The sequence below is a fragment of the Pseudomonas fluorescens group sp. PF-1 genome (genome assembly GCF_054481335.1).
This window is the reverse complement of record NZ_JBTMNG010000001.1, coordinates 2,882,581-2,908,307: the sequence shown is the minus strand read 5'-3', so window position 1 is coordinate 2,908,307 and position 25,727 is coordinate 2,882,581. Positions and strand designations below refer to the sequence as shown.

Below are 25,727 nucleotides of genomic sequence, written 5' to 3'. Positions count from 1 at the left end.
CAGAGATTCCGTCAGCGGCAAATAATGTTCACATGTTAATTTATTATCACCCTTCGCGTGATCAGTCCGCCGTCAAGGCTTGATATTTTTCAGGTCATTGAGCAACGCCACTAGCTGCTCCATTTTTTCCGCACCAAACTGCTCCTCAATCTTGAGGTAGTTGCTTTCCATGCCTTCGCTCATGGAGACAAAGCATTGCTGGCCGCGCTCGGTGAGCGCCACAAGAACCCGACGCTGATCCTGGCTTGACTTGTGTCGACGCACCAGGCCATCACGTTCCAGGCGACTCAAAACCCCCGTCATGCTCGGTTTCAGAATGCAGGCCTGATCGGCAAGTTGGTGGCTTTCAAGTTCACCCTGCTGGCGCAGTATCCGAATGATCCGCCACTGTTGTTCAGTCAGGTCATGTTTGTTGAGTGCAGGCCGGAAGAAGGCCATTGCGGCTTCACGCGCTTGCAATAAGGTCAATGTCAAAGAAGGTCTGGGGTTGGCCATGACGAAACTACTTGAATGGACGAGTCGGCAGCTTAGTGTCGCCAGCCAACGGGGGCAAGCTGCGGACCAACACTCGTTTAATCGCTTGTTACCGTTTTCACAACGTGCCCCCAGTGGACCTCGCCCAGCGGCAGCGCCTGTGAAAAGTACAATCGGTTCCCCGTAAAAGCCATTCTGTCAAACAGCGGCGGTGGCCATGATGATCCGGACAAGATCAACAAGACCGACGCAAAAATACCTATGCCCTGCTTAACGCAAACCCGATTGACGCTGGCGGTACTCCCCCGGAGTGAGCTTTGCATAGCGCTGGAAAAAACGACTGAAATAGGCCGGATCCTTGAACCCGAGCTGGTAGCAGATTTCGTTTGCAGAGCTGCCCGTGAACAACAGCAATCGTTTGGCCTCCTGCATCAACCGCTCCATGATCAAACGCTTGGAAGGCAGGTCGGCGATCCGTCGGCAGACATCGTTGAGTCGTGCTTCTGTCACCCCGATGCCTTCAGCGTAACGCGACAAAGGCCAGTGCTGCTGATAATGGACCTCGATCAGCTCATTGAAACGATGGAATATTTTCAGATCCTCGTGCCTGGCAGGCGTGGCTTTCAAGGAGTTGGAGCACAGCCGCAACAGGCTGACCATGATCAATCGCGTCAAACTGTCCAGGGCGGCGCTACGCCCGGAACGCTCAGCGATCACCTCCTCGCTCAGTTCCTCGAACAGATATTCCAGTCGGCGGACATCACCCGCCTCTTCCGGCCCCAAATGAGCCAGCGCGACACACGCCGCCGGCAATTTCGCTCCGGCCGGCGCCAGGCTGGAATCGGCATCGATCAGTTGCCATACCAATTGCTGACGCACCGTCAGCACGTGCCCATCGCTGTCGGGCTCGGTCACAAAGGAGTGCGGGACGGTGGGGGGTGTCAGGAAGAACATCGGCCCGGACTCAACGTATTGCTGATCATCCAGATACACCCGCACTGTTCCGCTTTTCACGTAGTGAACCTGGAAGAACCGGTCATGCCGGTGAACCGGCATGTTACGGCCGAAGAAACCCGCCAGGTTACCCAATTTGTCGTAATGGACTTCAGCGTCGCTATAACGCTGATCGTAGACCTGGCCAATGTTGATGTTCGGGATCGGTTGACGGTCGGTCATTGCACACTACTCATTTTCTTGATTCACGCTTCGCAGTCGCTTTCATCCTGCACCCAAATCGGTCCCACAACCACTGTGCGGACAGTCTGCCACGCTTGACGATAGTTAACATATTAATTATAACTGTTAACACATTAACGAAATTACAGAGCCCTCATGGCTCTGCCAGGAGAAAAGCATGAGCCGTGCCTTGCATGACGTCGCGACCGGCACCCTTTTCGGTGTCGCGCTGAACTATCAGGGACTGCTGAAACAGCGCCTCGCCGAATTCGAACAGCCGCCTTATCAGAAACCGCCCATCAAACCGGTGCTGTTCATCAAGACGCCCAACACGCGCAATCAGCACGGGGCCGATGTCGTGCATCCGGGAAATGGCGAGCGTCTGCAGCCAGGGCCGGCATTAGGGGTTGTGATCGGCAAGACAGCCAGCCGGGTCCGTCCAGACGAGGCACTCGATTACGTGGCCGGCTACACCATCGTCAATGAATTCAGCCTGCCGGAAGACAGCTACTACCGCCCTGCTGTCAAAGCAAAATGCCGTGATGGGTTCTGTGTCATCGGCCCCGAACTGGTCCCGACCACACAACTCGCCGACCCACACAGTCTGGCCATCAAGCTGTACGTCAATGGCGTGATTCGCCAGCAAAACACCACAGCCAACTTTGTCCGCAACATTCCTTTGCTGATCGCCGAAATCAGCGAGTTCATGACCCTGCACGAAGGCGATGTCCTGATCACCGGAACCCCGGAAGATCGCGTCGATGTGCAGCCGGGCGACACCGTCGAAGTCGAAATCAGCGGCCTGGGCCGCCTCGCCAACCACATCGTGGCCGAGTAACAGGAGCCTCCATGAAACACGCCCGCATACACTTTGAAGGCGAAGTCCACCTCGCCCATGTCGAAGACAATAACGCCGTACGCCTGGCTGACGGTCGCCTGCTGGCCGAAGATCAGGTGCAATGGCTGCCACCGGCGACCGGCAGCATGTTTGCCCTGGGTTTGAACTATGCCGACCACGCCGCAGAACTCGCATTCAAGCCGCCGACCGAACCGCTGGCATTCATCAAATCCCCGGGGACTTACACCGGCCACAACCAGGTGACATGGCGCCCCGACAACGTCGCGTACATGCACTACGAGTGTGAGCTCGTTGCCGTCATCGGCAAGCCGGCACGCAACGTCAAGCGTGAAAATGCCCTGGAGTACCTGGCCGGGTACACCGTGTGCAACGACTACGCGATCCGCGACTACCTGGAAAATTACTACCGGCCCAACTTGCGGGTGAAGAATCGCGACGCCACGACCCCCGTCGGTCCTTGGATCGTCGATGTGGCCGACGTGCCGGACCCGGGCAACCTGAAGCTGCGCACCTGGATCAACGGTGAACTGCGTCAGGAAGGCAGCACCAGGGACATGATTTTCGACATCCCCTACCTGATCGAATACCTGTCCAGCTTCATGACCCTGCAGCCGGGCGACATGATCGCCACGGGCACGCCTGAAGGTCTGGCCGATGTGGTGCCGGGCGATGAAGTCATCGTGGAAGTTGAAGGTGTAGGTCGCCTGGTCAATCGGATTGTCAGCGAAGCGGAATTCTTCTCGGCGCAAAAAGAGGCTTGAGCACCATGATCAAACACTGGATCAACGGCCGCGAGGTCGAAAGCAAAGATGTGTTCGTCAATTACAACCCGGCCACCGGTGAAGCGATTGGTGAGGTCGCCAGCGGCGGTGCCGATGAAGTGGCTCAGGCGGTGGCCGCAGCCAAGGAAGCGTTTCCAAAGTGGGCTAACACGCCAGCCAAGGAACGTGCCCGGCTGATGCGTAAGCTTGGCGAACTGATCGAGCAAAATGTGCCGCACCTGGCCGAACTGGAAACCCTCGATACCGGCCTGCCAATTCACCAGACCAAAAATGTATTGATTCCACGCGCTTCGCATAACTTCGACTTTTTTGCCGAAGTCTGCACGCGCATGGACGGGCACAGCTACCCGGTCGATGACCAGATGCTCAACTACACCCTCTATCAACCAGTAGGTGTTTGCGGCCTGGTTTCGCCCTGGAACGTCCCGTTCATGACGGCCACCTGGAAGACCGCGCCGTGCCTGGCGCTGGGCAATACCGCCGTTCTGAAAATGTCCGAGCTGTCGCCGCTGACCGCAAACGAACTGGGTCGCCTGGCCGTCGAAGCGGGCATTCCCAAGGGTGTACTGAACGTTATTCAGGGCTATGGCGCGACGGCAGGAGATGCCCTGGTGCGGCACCCGGACGTTCGCGCAATTTCCTTCACCGGCGGCACCGCCACCGGCAAGAAAATCATGCAGACCGCAGGCCTGAAAAAGTACTCCATGGAGCTGGGCGGCAAGTCGCCGGTGCTGATATTCGAAGATGCGGACCTTGAGCGAGCCCTGGACGCGGCGCTGTTCACCATCTTCTCGCTCAACGGCGAACGTTGCACCGCCGGCAGCCGGATTTTTATCCAGGAAAGCGTTTACCCGCAGTTCGTGGCCGAGTTCGCGGCACGTGCCAAACGCTTGATCGTTGGTGATCCTCAAGACCCGAAAACCCAGGTCGGTTCGATGATCACCCAGGCCCACTACGACAAGGTCACCGGCTACATCAAGATCGGTATCGAAGAAGGCGCCAGCCTCGTCGCCGGCGGCCTTGAACGTCCGGCCAACCTGCCAGCTCACTTGAGCAAAGGTCAGTTTATCCAGCCGACGGTGTTCGCCGACGTCAACAACAAGATGCGCATTGCCCAGGAAGAGATCTTCGGCCCGGTGGTGTGCCTGATCCCGTTCAAGGATGAAGCCGAAGCCCTGCAACTGGCCAACGACACAGAGTACGGCCTGGCGTCGTACATCTGGACTCAGGATATCGGCAAGGCGCACCGCCTGGCCTATGGCATCGAAGCGGGCATGGTGTTCATCAACAGCCAGAACGTGCGCGATCTGCGCCAGCCGTTCGGTGGTGTGAAAGGCTCCGGCACGGGCCGTGAAGGCGGCCAGTACAGCTTTGAAGTGTTCGCCGAGATCAAGAACATCTGCATCTCGATGGGCAGCCATCACATTCCCCGGTGGGGACTGTAACCGGCCTATCGATTGCTGAAGTCCGCGAGGGTCGCGCATCGGCCTGTCGCGGCTTCGCTCAATGTCGGGTTTAAACGCATAACAACAATTTCAGGAGAATCATCATGGGCGAAGTCGTCCTGGCCGCGAAAATCTGCCACGTCCCCTCGATGTACTTGTCGGAGCTTCCCGGCAAACACCATGGCTGCCGTGAAGCGGCCATTGCCGGGCATAAGGAAATCGGTCGTCGCGCCCGTGAGCTGGGTGCCGATACTGCCGTGGTGTTCGATGTGCACTGGCTGGTCAACAGCGCTTACCACGTTAACTGTGGCGAGCATTTCAAAGGCATCTACACCAGCAACGAATTACCGCACTTCATTAAAAACATGGAGTACGAGTACCCGGGCTGTCCTGAATTGGGCGAGTTGATCGCCGCCGAGGCCAACGCCGCCGACGTGCGCACCCTGGCCCACAACATTCCCAGCCTTGAGCTGGAATACGGAACCCTGGTGCCGATGCGCTATATGCACATGGGAGTACCGCAAGACCAGAAATTCAATGTCGTTTCGATTGCCGCCTGGTGCGCCTGGCATCGCCTGCAAGACAGCTTCACCTTCGGCGCCGCCGTACGCCGTGCCATCGAGAAGAGTGACCGCAAGGTCCTCGTGCTGGCGTCCGGATCGCTGTCGCACCGCTTTTCCGATGATCGCGATGCCGAAGCCAACATTCATAACTGGACCCGTGAGTTCGACAAACAAGTCGACCTGCACGTCGTGAATCTCTGGCGTCAGGGTCGCTGGAAAGAGTTCTGCGCCATGCTCCCGGACTACGCCGAGCACTGTTTCGGCGAAGGCAAGATGCATGACACCGCCATGCTCCTCGGCTTGCTCGGCGGACCGAATTACGACAAGCCCGCTGAAATCATTACCGAACCCTTCGGTAGTTCAGGCACCGGTCAGCTCAACGCCATTTTCCCTGTTTGACTGTACGGCCGCGCGGCCCTCCCGCGCGGCCTGAAGGAGCCGTTCATGCCCCACTTCATTGCTGAGTACACCGACAACATTGAACAGCAAGCCGACTTGCCCGGGCTGTTCGAAAAAGTCCACGAAACACTGGGTAACAGTGGCGTGTTCCCCCTGGGTGGAATCCGTAGCCGGGGCGTGCGCCTGGACACCTGGCGCATGGCCGACGGCAAGCATGACTACGCCTTCGTCCACATGACCTTGAAGGTCGGTCATGGCCGTGATCTGGCCACGCGCCAGAAAGTCGCGCAAACACTCTTCGACGTTATTACCCGGCACTTCGCCGACCTTCAGGCTCAGCGCCTGCTGGCCTTGTCATTCGAAATGATCGAACTGCACGAGCAACTCAACTTCAAGGAAAACAACGTCCACGCCTTCCTCAAATCTCAAGCCCGCTAACCCGGCCTGCCCGTTCGTTCCATCGGCCCCTCAGACAAAAAGTATAAAACCATGAGCACAGCCAATACCGCCGACACCCTCAACACCCTCGCACGCGACCGAACCCACAGCACCATCACCTGGCGGCTGATGCCGTTGTTGTTGATCTGCTACCTCTTCGCTCACCTCGACCGCATCAACATTGGCTTCGCGAAGATGCAGATGAGCGCCGACTTGAATTTCAGCGACACGGTCTATGGCCTTGGCGCCGGTCTGTTCTTCATCGCCTACGCGCTGTTTGGCGTACCCAGCAACATGGCCCTGGACCGTGTTGGCCCCAGACGCTGGATTGCCACGCTGATGGTCGTCTGGGGGGCGTTGTCGACCTGCATGTTTTTGATCGACAGTGCTATGGGGTTCTATGTCCTTCGCTTCTTGCTGGGGGTGGCCGAGGCCGGTTTTTTCCCGGGCATACTGGTGTTTCTCAACCGCTGGTATCCGGCCGGCCGCCGAGCGCAAATAACCGCACTGTTTGCAATCGCGGTGCCGATGGCCGGTGTCATCGGTGGCCCGCTCTCGGGTGGCATCCTCGAACACTTTCATGATTTTGGCGGCCTGCGCGGCTGGCAATGGATGTTCGTCATCGAGGGTACGCCCGTTATCCTGCTCGGGCTGGTGGTGCTCAAGTGCTTGCCAGACAGCTTCGAGACGGTCAAGTGGCTGACCCTGCAGCAGAAACAACAACTGCGCGAGCAACTGAACAAAGAAGAACACCGCAAATCAATCACCTCGCTATCGGCCATTCTCACCAACCCGCAGGTGTGGCTGCTGGTGGCGGTGTATTTCGCGGTGATGCTGGCGGTCAACACCCTCGCCTTCTGGATGCCTACGCTGATTCACGGAGCGGGGATCGGCAGCGACGGCAAGGTCGGCCTGCTCAGTGCCGTGCCTTATCTGGCCGGTTGCTTTTTTATGATCGGCTGTGGGCGTTCGTCCGATCGTCACCGTGAACGCCGCTGGCACCTCTGCGTTCCCTTGCTGATGTCTGCTGTCGGTATCGCTGTCGCCGGACTCTCCCCCACCAACCCGACGTGGGTGCTCAGTGGTTTGATCCTCGCCGGCATGGGGGCCAGCGCGGCGTTGCCGATGTTCTGGCAGTTCCCGCCCGCCTTTCTTTCCAACAATACCCAAGCCGCCGGCATTGCCCTGATCAGTTCCTTCGGAAGCATCGCGTCGTTTTTCGCGCCCTATCTGATCGGCTGGATGCGCGACACAACCCAGAGTGCCAGCCTGGCCCTTTACGTCCTGGCACTTCTCATCGCACTCGGTGGTTTTCTGGTGCTGCGCACCCAGGCCGCCATCGTCAACCCTCAGTAAGAGATCAATGTCATGCTTGACCAACAACTCATTCAGCAAGCCGCCGCCCGCCTCGACCACGCCGAGCGTTCACGCGAGCAGGTCCGTCAGTTTTCCCTGGATCATCCAGCCATCACCATCGAAGACGCGTACGCCATTCAACGCGCTTGGGTGGCGCAGAAAATCAAGGACGGCAGAAAACTGGTCGGGCACAAAATCGGCCTGACCTCGCGGGCCATGCAGGTCTCGTCCAACATCACCGAGCCGGATTACGGCGCTCTTCTCGATGACATGTTCTTCGACGAAGGCACCGACATTCCGTTTGAACGTTTTATCGTGCCGCGGGTAGAAGTCGAGCTGGCGTTTATTCTGGGCAAACCCCTGAAAGGCCCGAATGTGACGGTCTTTGATGTGTTGGACGCCACCGAATGGGTGATCCCGGCGCTGGAAATCATCGACGCGCGCATCCAGCAGATTGACCCGCAAACCAAGGCAACTCGCCAAGTGTTCGACACCATCTCCGACAACGCCGCCAACGCCGGCGTGGTCATGGGCGGTCGCGCGGTGCGTCCGACGGAGATCGACTTGCGCAAAGTGCCAGCCGTGCTCTACCGCAATGGCGTAATCGAAGAGTCCGGTGTCTCCGCCGCGGTGCTCAATCACCCGGCGAAGGGTGTGGCCTGGCTCGCCAACAAACTGGCGGCTTACGACGTCACTCTGCAACCCGGACAAATCATCCTGGGCGGTTCCTTCACCCGCCCTGTGGCCGCAAACCCTGGCGATACCTTCCATGTTGATTACGACATGCTGGGCTCTATTGCCTGTCGTTTCGTTTGACCGGAGACCCGCACAATGGATATGCCTGTTAACACCTTCAAGCTTCGCCTGCAAAGCGGTGAAGCGCAGATCGGTCTTTGGCTCGGGCTTGCCGACCCGTACTGCGCAGAACTGGCGGCCAACGCCGGTTTCGATTGGCTGTTGATCGATGGCGAACATGCGCCCAACGACCTGCGCGGTATGCTCGGCCAGCTCCAGGCCGTGGCGCCCTACCCCAGCCATCCGGTGATTCGCCCGGTCATTGGCGATACAGCATTGATCAAGCAAGTACTCGATATTGGCGTGCAAACGTTGCTGGTGCCCATGGTCGAAAGCGCGGAACAGGCACGGGAACTGGTCCGAGCCATCCATTACCCACCCAGCGGCGTTCGCGGCGTAGGCAGTGCATTGGCCCGCGCATCGCGCTGGAACAGTATCCCCGGCTACCTCGACAAGGCCGATGAGCAAATGTGTCTGCTGGTGCAGATCGAGAATCAAGAGGGCCTGGCCAATCTGGACGCGATTGCGGCGGTAGAGGGTGTCGACGGGGTCTTCATCGGCCCGGCGGACTTGAGCGCCTCCATGGGTTTTCGCGGCAATCCGGGCCATCCCGACGTTCAGGCCGCGATCGAGGACGCCATCGCCCGCATCCAGAAAGCCGGCAAAGCGGCCGGCATTCTCAGCGCCGATCAGAAACTGGCCAGGCGTTACATCGAATTGGGCGCGGCGTTCGTGGCTGTCGGCGTCGACACCACCGTCTTGATGCGCGGCCTGCAAACCCTCGCTGCCACCTTCAAAGATGCTCCGGCACCTACCAGCTCCGGCGGCGTGTACTGATTCCTTCGAGATAGCCGACGAGACTCAACGATTTGAAACTGCTGCGCGCACAGATTTACGTCAATGGCCAATGGATCGAAGCCGATGACAGCAATCGTTTCCCGCTAGCGCTTGAGCGCTTTCAACTCGTTGAGCAACGTCAATAACGTCTGCAACTTCTCCTCGCCAAAACCAGCCTGCAGCCGCTGATAATTCGCTTCCATACTCTGACTCATCGAGCTGAAGCAGGCCCGCCCCTTTTCTGCCAGCCGCACCAGCACTCGTCGTTGATCCTGCTCCGCCTTACGCCGTTCGACCATGCCTGCGGCCTCCATGCGCACCAGCACGCCGGTCATGCTCGGCTTGAGGATGCATGCCAGCTCCGCCAGGCGATTGATTTCCAGCTCCTCGTGCTGACTGAGGATACGAATGACCCGCCATTGCTGCTCGGTCAACCCGTGCTGATTCAAAGAGGGACGAAAAAACCCCATTGCGGCTTCGCGAGCCTGGAGCAATGTGAGGGTCAAAGATTGGCGCGGCCTGGACATCGGAATACGTTCGAACTCATCGTTAGTTAATAAATTAACTAAACTCTATCATCCTCCGCTCAGCATTGCGCGTTCCTGATCATTACGAAGCGTCGTGAAATCCCGTTGCGCTTGATCGGACACTCGCGCGGACCGCGAGCCTTTCCAATTCTGGCAGCCACGGTCAAAACTCGCGGCACACAGGATCAAGACACCTACCGGTCGGAAGGCACTTAATACCACCCAACAGGTACAGAGCTTCTTGTAGGCCCTGCAGTTGAGTTTCCCTTCACTTTTCCAGGCTGCGCCATGATCAATATCGAAACGCCTACCTACTACTCGGCAACCAAAAAATACAACCTCAGCTTTCCGACCCTTGAGCAGGACGTGGAGGCGGATGTCGTCGTGATTGGTGGCGGTTTCTCCGGCATCAACACGGCGCTGGAACTGGCTGAAAAAGGCATCACCAATATCGTGGTGCTGGAAGCGCGTTACCTGGGGTTTGGTGGTACTGGCCGCAACGGCGGACAAATCATGGCGGGCATCGGCCACGATCTCGAGAAAATCAAGAAGCACGTGGGCGAACAAGGGCTGCGCGAGATCTTTGAGATCAGTGAGCTGGGCGCCGGCATCATCAAGGATCGAATCGCCAAATACTCAATCGATGCTGACTTCTGCAACGGCTATGGCTACATGGGCTTCAACGCCCGCCAGGAAAAGACCCTGCGCGCCTGGGAGAAAGACTTCAAGTCGATCAATACCAAGGACGAAATCCGTTTTATGGCAGGGTCCGAGGTCAAGCAGATCATTGGCTCCGATGCTTACACCAGCGCGCTGCTGCACATGGGCGGCGGGCATGTTCACTCACTGAATCTGTTGTTGGGCGAAGCCAAGGCACTGGTCGGGCACGGTGTGCGCATCTACGAACACAGCCCGGCCCTGGAAGTCAGTTATGGCGAACGCATCACCGTACGCACGGGCCGGGGCTCGGTGAAAGCCTCCAAGTTACTGTGGGCCTGTGACAGTTTCCTCAACAAACTGGAACCGGAGCTGCACAAGACCACGTTGAACACCTACGCCTTCCAGTTGATGACCGAACCGCTATCGGACGAAATGATTAACCGCATCAGTCCAATACGCGGCGCCTACAGCGATATTCGGCCGGTGATCGACTATTACCGTGTCACCAATGAAAACCGTCTGCTGTTTGGTGCCGCGACACCCTTTGTCGAGCACATCCCGCAGGACTTGAAGGCGTGGAACCGCAACCTGATGCTGAAAATTTTCCCGTACCTGAAGGACGTGAAAATCGACCTGGCATGGGGTGGTCCGATGGCGACCGGGGCCAATCTCTTCCCTCAAATCGGCACGCTCAGCGGTCGTCCCAACGCCTTTTTTGTGCAGGGTTACGCCGGCTTCGGGGTGACGCCCAGCCACATCATTTGCAAGGTATTGGCGGAGGGCATGAGTGAAGGGTCTTCCCGCTACGACCTGATCAGCTCGGTCAAACATGCGCAAATCATGGGCAAAGATCACATCCGCCCGCTGCTGCTGACGGCCGGCAAAAGCCTTCACCAACTCTCGGGCTACTTCAACGGTCGCCGTTGATCCCCACCCTTTCATTCACAGGAGAACTGCCATGCCCGTTACCACTCTCAAGAAAGACATCCAACTGTCGGAGCTCGACGCCTGGGGCACTGTCGCCGACCTCGGCTCCGAAATCCTCGAAGGCGAAGTCAAAGCCTTTGGGAAAATGACGTTTGGCGCACCGACCGATCCAGTCAGCAGCGCGTATTTCGGCACCACCCAAGGCAAATTCCGCATGGTCTACCCATTTTCAGAACAAGCCACCGTGGTCACCGGCGAAGTGGTCTTGACTGACGAATCCACGGGCCAGAGCACTCGCTACAAGGCCGGCGACAGCTGGTTCGTGACCAAGGGCACGCCTGTGCTCTGGGACATTGTCAGCGAAAGCTTCGTGAAGCATTATTTCGCGGTTGCCTGACCGTTACCCGCTGCCGGCTCACGCCGGCAGCCTTTTGGCGAAGTGACCGACCATGAACGCCATCCCTGCCCAGGAAGTCGCTGGCCAATGCCTGCAGGCTTTCACTCAAATCGTTCCTGCCAGCCAGGCCGCGTTTTATTGTGTCGACCGACAGCTGCAAGCCCGCGACTTCCGGTTGCACCAGATGAGCGGTGAAATGCATCGCGATTATCTGGACAACTATCGTCAATTCGATCCGCTGCAACCGCGCAATTGTCAATCAAGCGGTCTGGCAGTGGTGCCTCTTGGTTTCGCCATGGCCCGACAGCCCAGCCGTGACAGTCGCCGCTATCGAGACTTCCTGCAACGCTACGGTGTCGTCGACGTCGTAGAGATACTTGCTCATCGCTCCGGCCAGCCTCAGGCCGCTATCTCCTTGTTGCGCACCGCTGCACAAGGTGCTTTCACCGCAGATCAGTTGGCTCAACTCAGTGCTTTGCAGGCGCTGCTGCAAATGGCGGTTGCCAACATGCAGCCCTTTGAAGATTCGCTGTCAGGACTGACCCCCAAAGAGCGTCAGATCGCGTTGTTGTTGCGCCAGGGCGCCAGCAACAAACAACTGGCCCTGGAGCTGGATGTCGGTCTTCCCACCATCAAGACCCACTTGATCAACCTGTTCCGCAAGACCGGCGTGACCAGCCGCACCGAACTGGTGGGGGCGCTGTTTCTGTAAGCCGGTTCAACCATCTGGTTGATAGGCGAACCACTGTCCCGGCCGCATGCTCCAGGTTGTCAACTCATTCAACCGGAGCCATGCAATGACCACACAATCTGACTGGATCACCGTAGGTGCCCTCGCCGACGGTTTCGCCCCAGAAGCTTTTATCCTGCCCAACCTCGCCGATCTCAACGGCAAGACCTTCACGCTGCACTTCGCTAACGGCTGGCAGATCGAGCATCGCTTCGAAACAGCAGAACTGAGCTGGAACGCCGCTGACGGTCACTCCAGCGGATCTGCCGCGTACCGCGCCACGTCCGTGCGTCCTGGCCTGTATCTGGTCGATTTCATCAAGCGCGAAGCCGGTCAGGCGTGGTCGGTGAGCCTGGTCCTGGACACCGCCACGTCGTCGTTCACCGCCGTGATCGCAAGCATGCCGACGCAGGCAGAAACACAGGAAGGACTGTACAGCCGCGCGCTTGCCGGTAAACCCCTGACGTCGGTTGAGGTGCAATTTCTGCAGGGCAGCCTCGACCGCCCCTGGCAAGAAGGCCAATGCCCACACGCGCCGACCCGAGAATTGGTCGGGTTGCGCAACCTGTATCGCTATAGCCCCAGCGAAGTGTACGAGCACATTTATCTCAACGATCAGTTCTATGCCTGGCAGTGCCTCAAGGGCGTAGAGCAAGGCTTGTGCGATACCGACCGTTGCCATTACTACAAGATCGCCGAGCAACTGTACCTGTTCGTCTGGCGTGAAAAGATCATCCCCACCCTGGGCCTGGTATTGATCGACCTGCAACAGCACCGCAGCGACGGCAAGATCTTCGGCTATGCCGGTGCGTCCTTCGATGAGCTGTCGAACTTTCCGGTCAGCTCCTACTGCCAGGTCCTTAATCGCACGGAGTATCCCGATGCCTGAGTCACGCACGATTGTCATCACCGGGGCCGGAACGGGCATCGGTGCCGCTTGCGCGCGGCTGTATGCGGCCGAAGGTGCCCATCTGGTTCTGGTCGGTCGTCGACGCGAGCCTCTGGAGCAGGTTGCTCGGGAAACCGGCGGCCTGATCCTGGTCGGCGATGCGGCCTGTCCGGACACGTGGGAAGGATTCGTTGCGCAGATTCGTGAGCGCTTCGGTCGGCTTGATGTACTGCTCGCTTGTGCCGGTGGCCATGGCGTGGGCAGCGCGACTCAGACCAGTCCGCACACCTGGGAAGCATCGCTGCGCAGCAATCTGGACAGCGCGTTCTACAGTGCCAGGGCCTGCCTGCCGCTGCTAATCGAACATGCCGGCAACATCGTGCTGATCGGCTCCATAGCCTCTCTGGCCGCCGGACCCGAAGTGTGCGGCTACACCACTGCCAAGCACGCATTGCTTGGGCTCAACCGCTCACTGGCCAGGGACTACGGGCCACGCGGCGTGCGGGTGAACGCAGTTTGTCCGGGCTGGGTCACGACCCCGATGGCCGATGGGGAAATGCAGCCATTGATGAGTTTCTATGGCGATACGCTGCAGCAAGCCTACGACCGGGTTTGTGCCGATGTGCCCTTGCGGCGCCCTGCCAGCGCCGACGAAATCGCCAGGGTTTGTCGCTTCCTCGCCAGCGCCGACGCGTCGATCATCACAGGGGCGACCGTGGTCGCCGACGGGGGTTCCAGCATCGTCGATGTGCCAACGCTGGCTTACGCTCACATGGAGGCCGCCCATGCGTGAAGACTTCAATTTCAGCGGTAAAACGGTACTGGTGACCGGTGGCGCGCAGGGCATTGGCCGGGCAATCGTCGAAGCCTTCGCATTGCGCGGGGCGCGAGTGATGATCGCCGATCTTCGTCTGGCTCAAGCTCAGGCGGTCGCTGCAGACTTGAAGGCGCGAGCGTGCCAGGTTGAGGCTGTGGACATTGATCTGGCCGACGCGACAGCGGTAGCCAAACTGGTTCAAGGGTTGGAGCGAGACTGGGGGCGGTTGGATATTCTGATCCATAACGCCGGCTACTTTCCGCTGACGCCGTTCGCCGAGATCACCCCACCGATTCTCGAGCGCACGCTGGCAGTCAATCTCTCGGCACTGTTTTGGCTGACCCAGGCCGCCTTGCCGATGTTCCAGCGTCAGGGTGCTGGCTGCGTGCTGGTCACCTCGTCGGTCACCGGTCCACGGGTGGCCTATCCGGGGCTGAGCCATTACGCGGCGTCGAAGGCCGGGGTCAACGGCTTCCTCCGCAACGCCGCTCTGGAACTGGCCTGTCATGGCGTGCGCGTCAATGGTGTCGAGCCCGGCATGATTGCCACGCCAGCCATGGCCAATCTGGGCGACGATCAGGTCAATGGCGACATTGCCAACCGGGTACCGTTGGGACGACTCGGCTCTGCCGAGGATATTGCCGGGGCCATGCTTTTTCTTGCGTCTGACCTGGCGACTTACATCACCGGACAGACCATCGTCGTTGACGGTGGATCGACCTTGCCAGAGGTGTGATTTCGCACCTCGGGTAAACGACCTGAGCCGCCTGGACGCCATCAGACACGGCTTGCACCTTCGAGCATCGACAGGGAATCCCTGAAGACACGCGACAAGGCTGCAAGCCGTTTGACGTAACCCTGCGGCGTCGCATAAATCAGCTCCACATGCAGGCTGTCGACAATGCCAAGATACGCGTCGCAGAACACTTCCAGCTGCTCAGGCTGAACCCCCGCCGACTGGTATTTGTCATGCGCGGCGCTCTGAAAGCACCGGCGAATTCGTGCCAGGTAACCCTCGAACCCCGTGGTAATCACTGTGCGGATATCCGCCGGCGGGAAGTAGGCCGTGCGCAATAGAAAGCGCAGATGCGCCGACACGTCATAGCGTCCGATCAAACGTTCGAGGTGTAATTGACCGGGTATATCCGTGTGCCGGGCCTCTTCCTTGAAACAGGTGCTGATGTACTGATGCTCATGTTCCAGGGCGATCTCGAAGACCGTCTGAAACAGGTCATCCTTGCTGACAAAATGCGCGTAAAGCGACGCCTTGCGCATGCCCGCCCGGACGGCGATCTCGTTGAGGGACGAGGCGTCGTAACCGTGATCGGCAAAGTGTTCGACCGCTACTGCGCAAATATTGCTGGCCGACGGGGTGAGCGGTTTCATGACATCGTTTTCCCTGACTCATAAAATAAGGACTCAGTGCTCGGTCCTGACAAGTCATGGCCAGCGACATCAGTGCTAGCGGTGGCCTCCTGTCCGTCGGCAGGAAGCCTTCGCCAGCTTATCCAGCACCTTGGTCAACATCAATTCGTTAATAGATTAATGACCTACGCAGCTCCGACCGCTTGTTGCAAATGGGTCGAGCGGAAGTCCTTGGGCGAGAGGTCGAACTGTTTCTTGAACGATCGACTGAAGTGAGCGGAATCGGTGAACCCCCACTTGTAGGCGATCGATGTGATCGACTCACTCTTCAAGAACGGATTCGTCAGGTCATCCGCGCTTCGTTTGAGTCTCGCACGCTGAATGTAGCGGCAGACACTGTCGTCCTGCTCTTCGAACAACCGGTACAAATGACGAACCGAGATGTTCAATCGACTGGCGAGCCCCACCGGGCTTAGCCCCGGCTGAGTCAAGGATTCCTCAATGACTTTCTGGACATAGCTACGCAGATTATTGCCCTGCAGGGATGCAGCGCTGTCACCCTGCGTGTCATCCATTTCGAAGGCGGAACCGAGCAGCGAGACAAAGGCTGATTGCAGCGCTTCACCTTCTGCACTCGAGTCCTGCCCGATCTGCCCTTCCCTGCACAGTTGATCCATCAACACATGAAGCATGCGGCCACAGGCCTTGCTGGAAGAAATCTTGCCGAAGGTTCTCGAAGCGCTTCCCAGGTGTTTGTACACCTCGTTGCGCGAGAGCGACAGCGAGGCATGTTCGATAAGCCCGAAAGGACTGATCTCGATCGACCCTGTGGAGTCCATCAACAACATATCGCCCGGGGCCAACTGAATGACCTGGCCATTTTGGGTGATCTGACAATAGCCACTGCGCTGGCTGACCAGGAAACAATGTTGATCGTTATCGTGATCGGCATTGGGCCGGTCGCGGGAGATCAAACCGGCGTTGGTACGCAGATTGGCCAGTGACAGGCCGCCCCTGGACTGTTTGGAAACCTCGCCGATGAACAGCGAACGGTTGTAGGCCAGTTCAGTGTCGAAATGGCCACAGGCCGCTCGCAAATCCCGAGTCCAGTTTTCTAATCCATGTTGCGCAGACTGATAGGTGCTCATGGGCATCTCCGCAGTGGCATCTTGTTTTTGTTGGCCAATAGTTAACATGTTATCTATATAGACGCAACAAATCCGTGGTCCCGACTACAGAAGCACTTATGGTGCCAACTCCTGAATTCAGAGCCCGCTCAATACCCGCTGAAACCCCACCAGCACATTGAGCAATTCCTGACGTTGCTCGCCGCTCAGGGCGATGTAACGACGAAAGGCCGGCATTCGGTTGACCACCTCGCTACCGCCCATATGCTCCAGCCGAACCTGCCATTGAGGCCCGTCCAGGTCGATTTGCAGGGTCTTGAAATCAAGCACCATCAACGATTGATGCAATGCCTGGTCTTCTTCCAGGCGGGCCTGGAGCCTGGCTGCCAAAGCGGGGTCTCCCGCCCGTTGCCGACACCTCAATCCCGTACGTCGAATCGACCCGCCATGGTGCAACTCGAAGCGAGCATTGCCCTCCTCTGAGGCGGGCACCCTGATCATGAATTGCGTCATCACCAGGTGCATCAGCAATTGCGATTCGGTGCGCTCGACAATGTCGATCTGAAGGTCGGCTTCTTCCAGAATCAGCACGGCCTCGGCCGGGCCTGTCGAGGTAAAACCCTCCCGTGCGAGGTTACGCCGCAGGTACTCCAGCGTGACCCCTGGTCGGTAACCTGCCGGGGCTCGCTGGGCACTGAATATCTCAGACAGTTTTTGCAGCATGGTCGAGATACCCGTTGTGAGGGTTGCCAAGCTCATGGGAAAACTCCTTGGCCAGCACTTCTTCGACCGAAGCTGGCTTGAATGGATTGACTCGCTGTACCACCAATGTCCAGAACAGGGCGTACGACGCCGTTATCCCGAGCATCACCCCGAACGGCACGTAGATATCCGCCGGGTTCATCCCTGGCGGGGTAATGAACCACATGCCCAGCAAGATGCCGACGCTGGAGAGAATCTGTGGCAACGGGAAGAATGGCGAGCGATAAGCGCGTGGCAGATCCGGACGACGAATCCGCAGGATGACCACGGACAGCGTCACCAACAGGTAGGCAAAACTCCACGCACAGACCGCCGCCAGTACCAGGTGCATGATGTTATCGGTGTTGCCGCCCAACCACAGGGCATACAGGCACGGAATCAGCATCGCCACCAGAATGCACAACAGCGGAGTTTTGAAACGCGGGTGCAAATACGTGAACATCTTGGGCAGCGCACCGTCCACCGCCATGCCGTAGAGAATTCGCGGCACGCCCGCCATCAGCGTGTTGATCGTGGCGGCACCGGCAAACAGAAAGCCGATCCCCAGCCACATCGGGCCGACATGCCCCATGACCTGCTCGGCGAACTTCGGAATGGCCATGGGGGTATCGAGCAGATGCACACCCGTGGCAGCATCCAGCAACACGTTTTCGACCTGACGCTTCATCGCGGCGCCATAGATGAACATGCAGGCGGCCACACTCAACAGACCCAGAATCATGGCCTTGGGCATGACCTTGGCCGAGTTGCGCAAGTCCGGCGCCAATGGCGTCACGAACTCGCAACCGACGAACATGAACATGGCCATGCCCACCAGCGACAAAATGGTGATCAAGTCGGTACCCACCAGAGAGACGCCGAACCAGCCATCCAGTTGTACCGCCGGTGCCGCGATCAGCCCCAACACGCCAAACACCATCAACGTGGTCCACATGCCGAAGGTCAGAATGATCTCGGCGCGACCAAAGGCGCTGACGCCGAACGCATTGAGAACCCCGAACACGACGACGAACCCTACCCCGAGCAACCAGGAACCGCCGGCATTCTCTGCCAGGGTATTGAGGTGCTCGAAGTTCACCAGCGCCATGACCCCGGACAGAATGGTTTCCGCGGTGCCCGCGAACACATGCACGATCAGGTACGCCGACAACGTGCCGGTGATCGCGAAGAAACGCCCCATCCCGCAATTAATGTAGTCGTAGACCGAACCAGTGGTTGGCAGGATCGACGCCGCTTCGGCAAAGGTCGTCGCCTGGGCGAGCATCATGACTGCCGCAATCAGCATGGCCACCGCGAATGCGCTGCCGCCGATACCAAAGCCCATGGTCGCGGTGAGAATCACCGGGCTGGCCATGATCAGGCCGATGGTGCTGGCCAACGCGGTTGGAAAGCCAACGCTGCCCCGTTTCAGATGCTGTGTGAGCCGGTCATTGATCGACATGGTGCGGATCCTCGAAAGCGGATTTCTTGATGGATGTATCGAGCCGTTCAAGGAGCCGGCGATGAAGCCCTCCCCAGCCAGTCCCTGATCGAAACGGCCTCGTGTTCAGGATCACTTTGCGCTCGTCCCGGTCCGTCGTCTTGCCCATGTCTGCCGCCGGTTTTGTTGCTGCCTGCCAAGGAGCACTGCCTGGCTGGCAGAGTCAATTGCGTGGCACGCAGATCAAAGACTTCCCTCCCTCCCAGTCATCCTAATGCGCCCTCGACCAACAATGCTGGGGAACGTAACAATGGAGCAAACGCTGAAAACACGATCGCTTTCCAAGGCCATTGGCCTGGGCGTCGCGCTGTTGACCGCCAACTCGTCCACCTACGCCTACGAGCTTTATGCCGATGAAGACACTAAAGTCACAGGCAACTTCCTGGCTGTCTACGGGATGTTTAACAGCCGCAAAAACTTTGACGGCACCACCGGTGGCTCCAGTTGGCGCGAAGGTTTTATCAAATATGGACTCAGTGTCGATCAGACACTTGGCAGCGCGGGGAGCGTCTATGGAACGGCCAACCTGGTCAGTTCGGGCACCTGGGGGGACGGTGATGCGGCGGGTATTACGGATGGCACCGAGCGCACCACGAAATTCGACGAAGCCTTTGCAGGATGGCGTTCGGGCGAACTCTTTCCAGTCCTGGGCAAGGACGGCGTAGACCTGTCGTTCGGCCGCCAGATCATCACCCTCGGCGACGGTTTCATCATCAACGATGACGGCCTGAATTTTGGCAAGGGACCTGCCGACGGCAAGCTCAATCGAGGAGGCGCCTACTATCTGGCCGCTCGACATGCTTTCGACGAGACTGCTGTCGTTCGCCTGGGGGGCAAAGACGGCGTACACGGCAGCATGATGTGGATGAAGTCCAACAATCGCTCACAAGCCAACACTGAAATGGCCGCCGGCACGCTGGAATACACGGCAGCACCGGGTACCCTGGGCTTGACCTACATCCACGGCATCGACGTTGACGACCGCTATGCCAGCGACTTCCAGAAGCAACGCGAAGGCATGAACATCTATAGCCTTCGCGGCGCGGGCAATGCCGGGATAGAAAACGCCCACTTTGCTTTCGAATATGCGTGGCAGGACAAGGACGCCGGCAACGAAAAAGCCTGGTACACCGAAGCCGGCTACACCTTCGCAGATTTGCCTTGGTCGCCCGACCTGACTTACCGCTACAGCCGCTATTCAAAGAACTGGGATTCGATGTTCAACGGCTTCAACCGCGGTTATGGCACCTGGTTCCAGGGTGAAGTGGCCTCCAATTATTCCGGCCCCTTCAATAGCAACACCTCGGTCCAACATGTCGCATTGAAGGTCAAACCGGTCGACGTGGTAACGGTCGGCGCACTGTTCTTTGACTACAAGACACTGCACAAAAGCGACGCACTGAACCTCGATGGTCGCGAGCTGGATCTGTACGCCGAATGGGCTGTGAGTGAACACCTGATCGTCACTCCACTGTTGGGCCTGTACAAGCCGAATAAAGACGAAAGCAACGGCGGGAATCAGGTGGGCGGCAATGGCACCAACGTTTACAGCCAGCTAACCGTGGCCGTACCGTTCTGATGACCTTCAGGAGCTGCACTGCGCAGCTCCTGAGCCAACCTACTGTTTGTGTTCAAGCAACATGGTCTGAATCCGATGCGTGGCCTGGCGGGTACATTCCGCCAGCTTTCGGACTTCGTCGGCCACCACCGAGAACCCACGCCCGATCTCTCCTGCCCTTGCCGCCTCGATCGCGGCGTTCAGCGACAGCAGGTTCGTCTGGTCCGCAATGCTTTTGATGACACTCACGACGGTTGCGATTTGCCCGTAGGTCGCCTGATTCTGCTCAAGCATCTGACGGTGGGTTTCCCTGGCCGAACGCTCATCACTGATGTCACGTACTGCGCCGATGACGCGGGTCAAACGCCCCTGCTCGTCACGGGCCGCACGACCACGTTCGCGACACCAGATGTAGTCGCGGGTCCTGTGGCGCATCCGGTACTCAAAGACATACTCGCCACTGCCCTGTGGACTGAGAATCTCACGATCAAAGATCGCCATGATTTTTGGCAGGTCATCTGGATGAGTGATCCCGACTTGTGCATCCCAGCCGTCGGGCAACTCTTGGGGGCCGTAGCCCATGAGAAGGCGGAACTGGCTGGAGAAGCGCATACAGCTGGCAGGGTCCTGGACATCACCGTTGACCACATTGATGTCCCAGCAACCTTCAGTGAGCGTTGACTGCAACAGGTCCCAGATTTTCGCATCCTGCTCATGTTGGCGAGCATCCAGAACGCGCCGGTTCAACTCGACTTCAAGTGATTGTTCACGAGCGCGCACCTGTTCCAGTTGCTGACAACGCTCGGCAAGCGACTGTTCACTGCGTTCCAGTTGCAGGCTCAGGTCCCGGGTCTGCGACTCGGCGGCCAGCCGTTGATGCGCAACCTCAGCGCTTTGCCTGACTAACTCATCCAGGCACATCTGCAACTGCGGGCAGGCGCCAAGCCCCTTCACCTCAAAAGCCTCGCCGGCCAGCAGGCGCTGCAAAGCCTCAGCGAGTTCAAGCATCTGTTTATGTTTCTTGAAAAACATCAGCCAGTCCTTTGTTCATCGAGTCTAAGGACTGGATCTGACAGGAAGCTGAAGAGAATTGCTTGTACGACGCTGCAGCGCCGTTTGCTCCTGCCTGCCATGAATGCAAACGGCGCCCTAGAGCGCCGCAGAAATGCCTGGAGGATCAACAGCGGCTGACAAGCGTCTTCAATACCGACTTGAAGGTATCGATCTGTTCGTCGCTGAAATCGGCGAATACCTTGTCCTGCTGCTCCCGTGCGATGGCCCACAAATCGTCTGTCTGCTCGATACCCGCAGCGGTCAACCTGACGCGACTGTCATCATCGTTGACCAGCCCCTTGCGTTTTAGATTGGCTATCGCCTCATCAATTTCCCGGACCGGCATCGCCACCTCGCGCAACAGGTCGCCGGGACTGAGCCTGGCGTCGTTTTCCAATACCATCAACATCCGCGCCTCGCTGGTACGCAGGCCCGTGGACAACTGCCGGGGCTGATAGCTCGACTGGTAAGCCCGCACTGCCTGCGTCATCAGGTAGTACAAGTTGTGGCTAAGGCGGCCCTGAAAATGACTGCTCGGCGGTTGGCTTTCATCGCGTTTGGTCATGCGGGTATGAGGCAAGACCATGGAGTAGGCGCCCTGGTGATACAGCAATGGCGAGCGACCGAAATCGTCGAAGGCCACCACCTTGCCGATCATGATCCAATGGTCGCCACCGTCCACCTGCTGGTACTTCTCGCAGTGAAAACGCGCCGAGCAATCGGCGAATACCGGAGAGCCACCCTCCCCGGATTCGTACTCGATTTCAGCGAAGCGATCTTCCTTGGGTCGGGCAAAGTTGTTGGAGAGATCGATCTGGTCCGCGGCCAGTACGTTGACCGCGAAATGGCTGGCCTGCTCGAACACCTCATGACTGTTGGAGCGTTTATCGATACTCCACAGCACCAGAGGCGGATCGAGGGACACCGAGTTGAAGCTGTTGGCGGTGACCCCGACTTTGCGCCCGGAGGCGGTGGCGGCCGTCACCACGGTCACCCCGGTAGCGAAGTTGCCCAGTGCCCGGCGAAACGCCCGCGGGTCGAAGGTGGTTTCAGTGGCTGCGCGAACGCTGTGATCAGTCATGCAAGACTCCCGGACGGCTTCCATGAGCAGTCCTGATTGTTGTTATGAAGGCGGGTTCAGATCATGCTCGGGTCAGGCTCCAGACCCATCAGTTCGCGACCGAGGATCTGTGCACAGACGTCGTAGTCGGTGTAGGCATGGGCACCCGTCATGTGTGAATCGCGGAACAGACGCTGCATCTCGTTATGTTCGAACCAGGCATTGCCACCGGCCGCCTCGAACAGCCGATCCACGGCCTGGATGCACATTTTGGTGGCGTAGGCCTGATTAGTGCGCCAGAACGCCAGGGTTTCGCGGCTTGGATAGCGCTGCTGTTCACTGTGTTCAGCGTGCTCCTGCCAAGTCTTCTCGAGAAAAGCCCGGGCGGCGGCGACCTGGTGAGTCGACTCGGCCAGGCGCATCAACGCTGGGGTTGCGGCACCGACCGCCGCACCGGTGTAAGCCCGCACGCGGGTCTTGGTCTTTTCGCGGAACACGTCAAGCATCCGCTCGGCCACACCCAGGCTCACGGTGGAGAACCCGCTGGCGAAATAAGGACGGTACGGCGAGTAGAAGATTTTGCTGTCCGGGTACAAACCGAAGCCCGCGGACTTGCCTTCCATCATGTCCTTGGCTTTCTGGATCCGGTGTTCCGGCACCCGCACATTGTCGATGATCAAGGTCTTGGTGCCGCTGCCTTTCATACCGGCGGCGAACCAGTCGTCACGAATCTGATAATCACTGCGCGGCAGAACCGCGAAGCAGTAATCCTGAGTGCCCTCGGCGTTCTTGCGACGGAAGCCGACAATCGCCCACTCGGCGTGGTCGCTGCCGCTGCTCCAACCCATTTCACCACTGAACAGCACTCCGCCTTCTATTTCTTCGGTGCGACCAAAAGGCGCGATGCTGCTACTCGCGGTGGCATTCGGATCATCGCCCCAGACTTCCTGCTGCAGTTCGGCCGAGAACAGCGCCAATTGATGACTGTGGGTGCAAAGCAGGCTCATGGCCCAGGCAGTACTGGCACAGGCCCCCGCGAGCAAGGCAATGCAATCGGCAAACTGGGGCAGCGATAGCTCCATGCCACCGAAGGCTTTCGGCTGAAAGGCACGGTGCAAACCGATGCTTTTGAGCAGCGCAATATTCTCGTCGGGGACCTTGCGATCCTGCTCCGCCTGGAAGGCGTTTGCAGCGATGGTCGGCAGGATGGACTTCAGGTCTTCAAGGAGCGGGTTTGGCTTTTTCATGGATGGCCCTGCTTATTATTGGATGTCCAGGCGACTCTCGAAATTGCAGAGTGGCGCCGGATGCAGAGCCAGTATGGAGACACCCATCCTGGTAGAAAATGCACCTTCCAGAGCCAAGATTGTACTTTTCAAAGGCGATGAGCCAAACCTGCCGAACACATCCTTACGGCGCTGGCAGCCACAGACATAGGCGCCGGCAGCCACAGTCAAGCCAGCCTGGAACCCATGGATTAACCTCGCGCTTTTCTTTATTCGCGACCAGGAAACCCCCATGAGCGATATTCCACTGCTGCCCGAAGTTGAAGCCTTCCTCAGTCGAAGCCATGCGCTGTTCATCGACGGTGGCTACGTTCAGAGTCATTCCAGCCAGACGCTGGAGGTGATCAACCCTGCCACTGGCCAGGTCATCGCCCGAGTCGCTGACGCAGATCCTGTCGATATCGATGCGGCAGTGGCGTCGGCCAACCGCGGCTTCAAGCATTGGTCCCAGGTGGCACCGGCGACTCGCGCAAACGTGCTGATGAAACTGGCCGACCTGCTGGAGCAAAACCGCGAGGAGCTGGCGCAGATCGAAACCTGCCAATCGGGCAAGATCATCCAGATTTCCCGGGCCTTCGAAGTCGACCAGGCCGCACATTTTCTGCGTTATTACGCTGGCTGGGCGACCAAGATCAGCGGTCAGACCCTCACCCCGTCACTGCCCTCCTTCGCTGGCGAACGCTATACCGCCTTCACCCTTCGCGAACCCGTCGGGGTGGTCGTCGGGATCGTGCCGTGGAATTTCTCGACCATGATCGCCATCTGGAAACTCGCCTCGGCACTGGTGACCGGCTGCAGCATCATCATCAAACCCAGCGAATTCACCCCGCTGACCATTCTGCGGATTGCCGAACTGGCCATCGAAGCCGGCCTGCCTGCCGGTGCCCTGAACGTATTGACCGGTGGCGGTCTGGTGGGTAAAGGCCTGATCGAACATCCAGGCACTGACAAGGTTTCGTTCACCGGCTCGGTGCCGACAGGCATTGCCGTCGGCCAGAGCGCCATGGGTGCCGGGCTGACCCGCGCCACACTGGAACTGGGCGGGAAAAACTCCGCGGGTTTCCTGCGCGATGTAGAGGTGGACAAGGCGGTCAACGGCATCATCGAAGCCGGTTTCCTGCACTCAGGGCAAATCTGCGCCGCCGCCGAGCGGTTCTTCGTCCATCGCTCACAGATCGATCCGGTCATGGACAAACTGGCCCAACGCCTGGGCGCACTGAACATTGGCTCACCGCTGGATGAGCGCACCGAATTCGGCCCGGTCACCAATCGCCAGCACCAACTTAAACTCGGCGAGTTTTTCGCCAAGGCACGAGCAGAAAACAACACCATCATTCACGGTGGCAATCTTATCGACCGCCCGGGCTGCTACGTCGAACCCACGGTGATCCTCGCTAACACAGTCAACGACACGCTGCTCAACGAAGAAACGTTCGGTCCGATTGCGACGTTCTTCCCTTACGACAGCGAAGAAGAGCTACTGGAATTGATGAACAACACGCCTTACGGCTTGAGTGCCAGCCTCTGGACCAATGACCTGAGCAAGGCGCTGCGCATGGTACCTGCCATCAACGCCGGAACGGTCTGGGTGAACATGCACACCCTGCTTGATCCGGCAGTTCCCTTTGGCGGCAATAAATCTTCAGGGGTCGGTTGGGAGTTTGGCAGTGCTTTTATTGAGGATTACACCGAACTGAAATCGGTGATGATTCGCTACTGATCGTGCGAAAAAAACCAGGACCGCCCGGGATTCGTGAACCGGGCGGCCTCGGGCGTGCCGTGCGACAACGCTCTAGGGCCAGGATTCTCGAGAGCCTGCAGGACTCCTCCCACCGATCGAACATCGCCTCGAAGGCATGCTCTGTCGCAAGAAGCAGCACGGCGCGGCGCACGCGCTTCTGCTTGCCCGCCCAGCAGTACCGGTAAAGCCGGACTTTCCACTGAGGGCCGTCACTGGCAGCGAGT

At 58.6% G+C, this 25,727-nt stretch carries 26 protein-coding genes; 16 read left to right on the top strand and 10 right to left on the bottom strand.

The features are described from left to right. Positions 1–72 precede the first annotated feature (72 nt). Positions 73–495 carry a homoprotocatechuate degradation operon regulator HpaR gene (gene hpaR / locus ACX3YD_RS14000; RefSeq protein ID WP_047529638.1) on the bottom strand — a complete coding sequence of 141 codons (423 nt, stop codon included), beginning with the start codon at positions 493–495 and terminating at the stop codon, positions 73–75. A gap of 249 nt (positions 496–744) precedes the next feature. Further along, a complete protein-coding gene (gene hpaA, locus ACX3YD_RS13995) occupies positions 745–1,650 on the bottom strand; it encodes a 4-hydroxyphenylacetate catabolism regulatory protein HpaA (protein WP_103404697.1) in 906 nt (301 codons plus the stop codon). A 178-nt stretch (positions 1,651–1,828) separates the two neighbouring features. On the opposite strand from hpaA, the gene ACX3YD_RS13990 reads away from it, so the two are divergent. The 8 genes from ACX3YD_RS13990 to hpaI all read left to right on the top strand — a co-directional run bounded on the left by ACX3YD_RS13990 (position 1,829) and on the right by hpaI (position 9,124). Continuing rightward, the gene (locus ACX3YD_RS13990) at positions 1,829–2,488 is read left to right on the top strand and encodes a fumarylacetoacetate hydrolase family protein (protein WP_458960294.1); all 660 of its coding nucleotides are present in this window, start codon (positions 1,829–1,831) and stop codon (positions 2,486–2,488) included. A gap of 11 nt (positions 2,489–2,499) precedes the next feature. Next, a complete protein-coding gene (locus tag ACX3YD_RS13985; protein ID WP_090462216.1) occupies positions 2,500–3,270 on the top strand; it encodes a fumarylacetoacetate hydrolase family protein in 771 nt (256 codons plus the stop codon). Positions 3,271–3,275: 5 nt separating this feature from the next. Beyond that, on the top strand, positions 3,276–4,736 hold the full coding sequence (gene hpaE, locus ACX3YD_RS13980) for a 5-carboxymethyl-2-hydroxymuconate semialdehyde dehydrogenase (RefSeq protein WP_103404700.1): 1,461 nt from the start codon (positions 3,276–3,278) through the stop codon (positions 4,734–4,736). A 104-nt stretch (positions 4,737–4,840) separates the two neighbouring features. Beyond that, positions 4,841–5,698 carry a 3,4-dihydroxyphenylacetate 2,3-dioxygenase gene (hpaD, locus tag ACX3YD_RS13975; RefSeq protein ID WP_047529646.1) on the top strand — a complete coding sequence of 286 codons (858 nt, stop codon included), beginning with the start codon at positions 4,841–4,843 and terminating at the stop codon, positions 5,696–5,698. A gap of 45 nt (positions 5,699–5,743) precedes the next feature. Beyond that, positions 5,744–6,136, top strand: a complete 393-nt coding sequence (locus tag ACX3YD_RS13970; RefSeq protein WP_458960293.1) for a tautomerase family protein — start codon at positions 5,744–5,746, stop codon at positions 6,134–6,136. A gap of 51 nt (positions 6,137–6,187) precedes the next feature. Beyond that, a complete protein-coding gene (locus ACX3YD_RS13965; RefSeq protein ID WP_103404701.1) occupies positions 6,188–7,492 on the top strand; it encodes an MFS transporter in 1,305 nt (434 codons plus the stop codon). Between the two features lie 12 nt (positions 7,493–7,504). Continuing rightward, positions 7,505–8,308 (top strand): 2-oxo-hept-4-ene-1,7-dioate hydratase, encoded by an 804-nt coding sequence (gene hpaH / locus ACX3YD_RS13960; RefSeq protein ID WP_103404702.1) that lies wholly within the window; start codon positions 7,505–7,507, stop codon positions 8,306–8,308. Between the two features lie 15 nt (positions 8,309–8,323). After that, complete coding sequence (gene hpaI / locus ACX3YD_RS13955) at positions 8,324–9,124, top strand: 4-hydroxy-2-oxoheptanedioate aldolase (RefSeq protein ID WP_047529654.1); 801 nt, start codon at positions 8,324–8,326, stop codon at positions 9,122–9,124. A gap of 104 nt (positions 9,125–9,228) precedes the next feature. Here hpaI and hpaR (ACX3YD_RS13950) read toward each other — a convergent pair whose 3' ends face one another. Then, positions 9,229–9,651 (bottom strand): homoprotocatechuate degradation operon regulator HpaR, encoded by a 423-nt coding sequence (gene hpaR / locus ACX3YD_RS13950; protein ID WP_103404703.1) that lies wholly within the window; start codon positions 9,649–9,651, stop codon positions 9,229–9,231. Between the two features lie 288 nt (positions 9,652–9,939). Between hpaR (ACX3YD_RS13950) and ACX3YD_RS13945 the strand changes: the two genes are divergently transcribed. The 6 genes from ACX3YD_RS13945 (at position 9,940) to ACX3YD_RS13920 (ending at position 14,807) form a co-directional block, all read left to right on the top strand. After that, a complete protein-coding gene (locus ACX3YD_RS13945; RefSeq protein ID WP_458960292.1) occupies positions 9,940–11,238 on the top strand; it encodes an NAD(P)/FAD-dependent oxidoreductase in 1,299 nt (432 codons plus the stop codon). A gap of 31 nt (positions 11,239–11,269) precedes the next feature. After that, positions 11,270–11,635, top strand: a complete 366-nt coding sequence (locus tag ACX3YD_RS13940) for a cupin domain-containing protein (protein ID WP_047529659.1) — start codon at positions 11,270–11,272, stop codon at positions 11,633–11,635. A gap of 52 nt (positions 11,636–11,687) precedes the next feature. Beyond that, positions 11,688–12,347: a helix-turn-helix transcriptional regulator gene (locus ACX3YD_RS13935; RefSeq protein WP_458960291.1), complete on the top strand. Its 660-nt coding sequence runs from the start codon at positions 11,688–11,690 to the stop codon at positions 12,345–12,347. 85 nt (positions 12,348–12,432) lie between these two features. After that, complete coding sequence (locus ACX3YD_RS13930; protein WP_103404706.1) at positions 12,433–13,254, top strand: molybdenum cofactor biosynthesis F family protein; 822 nt, start codon at positions 12,433–12,435, stop codon at positions 13,252–13,254. Next, positions 13,247–14,047 (top strand): SDR family NAD(P)-dependent oxidoreductase, encoded by an 801-nt coding sequence (locus ACX3YD_RS13925; RefSeq protein WP_458960290.1) that lies wholly within the window; start codon positions 13,247–13,249, stop codon positions 14,045–14,047. The genes ACX3YD_RS13930 and ACX3YD_RS13925 overlap by 8 nt, the downstream gene beginning before the upstream one ends. Further along, complete coding sequence (locus tag ACX3YD_RS13920) at positions 14,040–14,807, top strand: SDR family oxidoreductase (protein WP_458960289.1); 768 nt, start codon at positions 14,040–14,042, stop codon at positions 14,805–14,807. The genes ACX3YD_RS13925 and ACX3YD_RS13920 overlap by 8 nt, the downstream gene beginning before the upstream one ends. Before the next feature lie 41 nt (positions 14,808–14,848). Here the strand turns inward: ACX3YD_RS13920 and ACX3YD_RS13915 are convergent, their stop codons facing one another. From ACX3YD_RS13915 to ACX3YD_RS13900, 4 genes are all read right to left on the bottom strand, one after another. After that, the gene (locus ACX3YD_RS13915; protein WP_458960288.1) at positions 14,849–15,457 is read right to left on the bottom strand and encodes a TetR family transcriptional regulator; all 609 of its coding nucleotides are present in this window, start codon (positions 15,455–15,457) and stop codon (positions 14,849–14,851) included. Between the two features lie 164 nt (positions 15,458–15,621). After that, entirely contained in the window at positions 15,622–16,584 is a 963-nt protein-coding gene (gene feaR / locus ACX3YD_RS13910; RefSeq protein ID WP_047529668.1) for a transcriptional regulator FeaR, read from the bottom strand. Between the two features lie 117 nt (positions 16,585–16,701). After that, entirely contained in the window at positions 16,702–17,286 is a 585-nt protein-coding gene (locus ACX3YD_RS13905) for a DUF3156 family protein (RefSeq protein ID WP_458960416.1), read from the bottom strand. Next, positions 17,267–18,766: an APC family permease gene (locus tag ACX3YD_RS13900; RefSeq protein WP_047529671.1), complete on the bottom strand. Its 1,500-nt coding sequence runs from the start codon at positions 18,764–18,766 to the stop codon at positions 17,267–17,269. The genes ACX3YD_RS13905 and ACX3YD_RS13900 overlap by 20 nt, the downstream gene beginning before the upstream one ends. A gap of 289 nt (positions 18,767–19,055) precedes the next feature. Between ACX3YD_RS13900 and ACX3YD_RS13895 the strand changes: the two genes are divergently transcribed. Further along, on the top strand, positions 19,056–20,384 hold the full coding sequence (locus tag ACX3YD_RS13895; RefSeq protein WP_458960287.1) for an alginate export family protein: 1,329 nt from the start codon (positions 19,056–19,058) through the stop codon (positions 20,382–20,384). A 39-nt stretch (positions 20,385–20,423) separates the two neighbouring features. Here ACX3YD_RS13895 and ACX3YD_RS13890 read toward each other — a convergent pair whose 3' ends face one another. From ACX3YD_RS13890 to ACX3YD_RS13880, 3 genes are all read right to left on the bottom strand, one after another. Continuing rightward, positions 20,424–21,395 (bottom strand): methyl-accepting chemotaxis protein, encoded by a 972-nt coding sequence (locus ACX3YD_RS13890; protein ID WP_047529674.1) that lies wholly within the window; start codon positions 21,393–21,395, stop codon positions 20,424–20,426. A gap of 145 nt (positions 21,396–21,540) precedes the next feature. After that, positions 21,541–22,497 (bottom strand): p-hydroxyphenylacetate 3-hydroxylase reductase component, encoded by a 957-nt coding sequence (locus tag ACX3YD_RS13885; protein WP_090462240.1) that lies wholly within the window; start codon positions 22,495–22,497, stop codon positions 21,541–21,543. Positions 22,498–22,553: 56 nt separating this feature from the next. Further along, entirely contained in the window at positions 22,554–23,723 is a 1,170-nt protein-coding gene (locus tag ACX3YD_RS13880; protein WP_458960286.1) for a p-hydroxyphenylacetate 3-hydroxylase oxygenase component, read from the bottom strand. Positions 23,724–23,994: 271 nt separating this feature from the next. Here ACX3YD_RS13880 and ACX3YD_RS13875 point away from each other — a divergent pair, with 271 nt between their 5' ends. Then, positions 23,995–25,482 carry an aldehyde dehydrogenase family protein gene (locus ACX3YD_RS13875; RefSeq protein ID WP_458960285.1) on the top strand — a complete coding sequence of 496 codons (1,488 nt, stop codon included), beginning with the start codon at positions 23,995–23,997 and terminating at the stop codon, positions 25,480–25,482. Positions 25,483–25,727 lie beyond the last annotated feature (245 nt).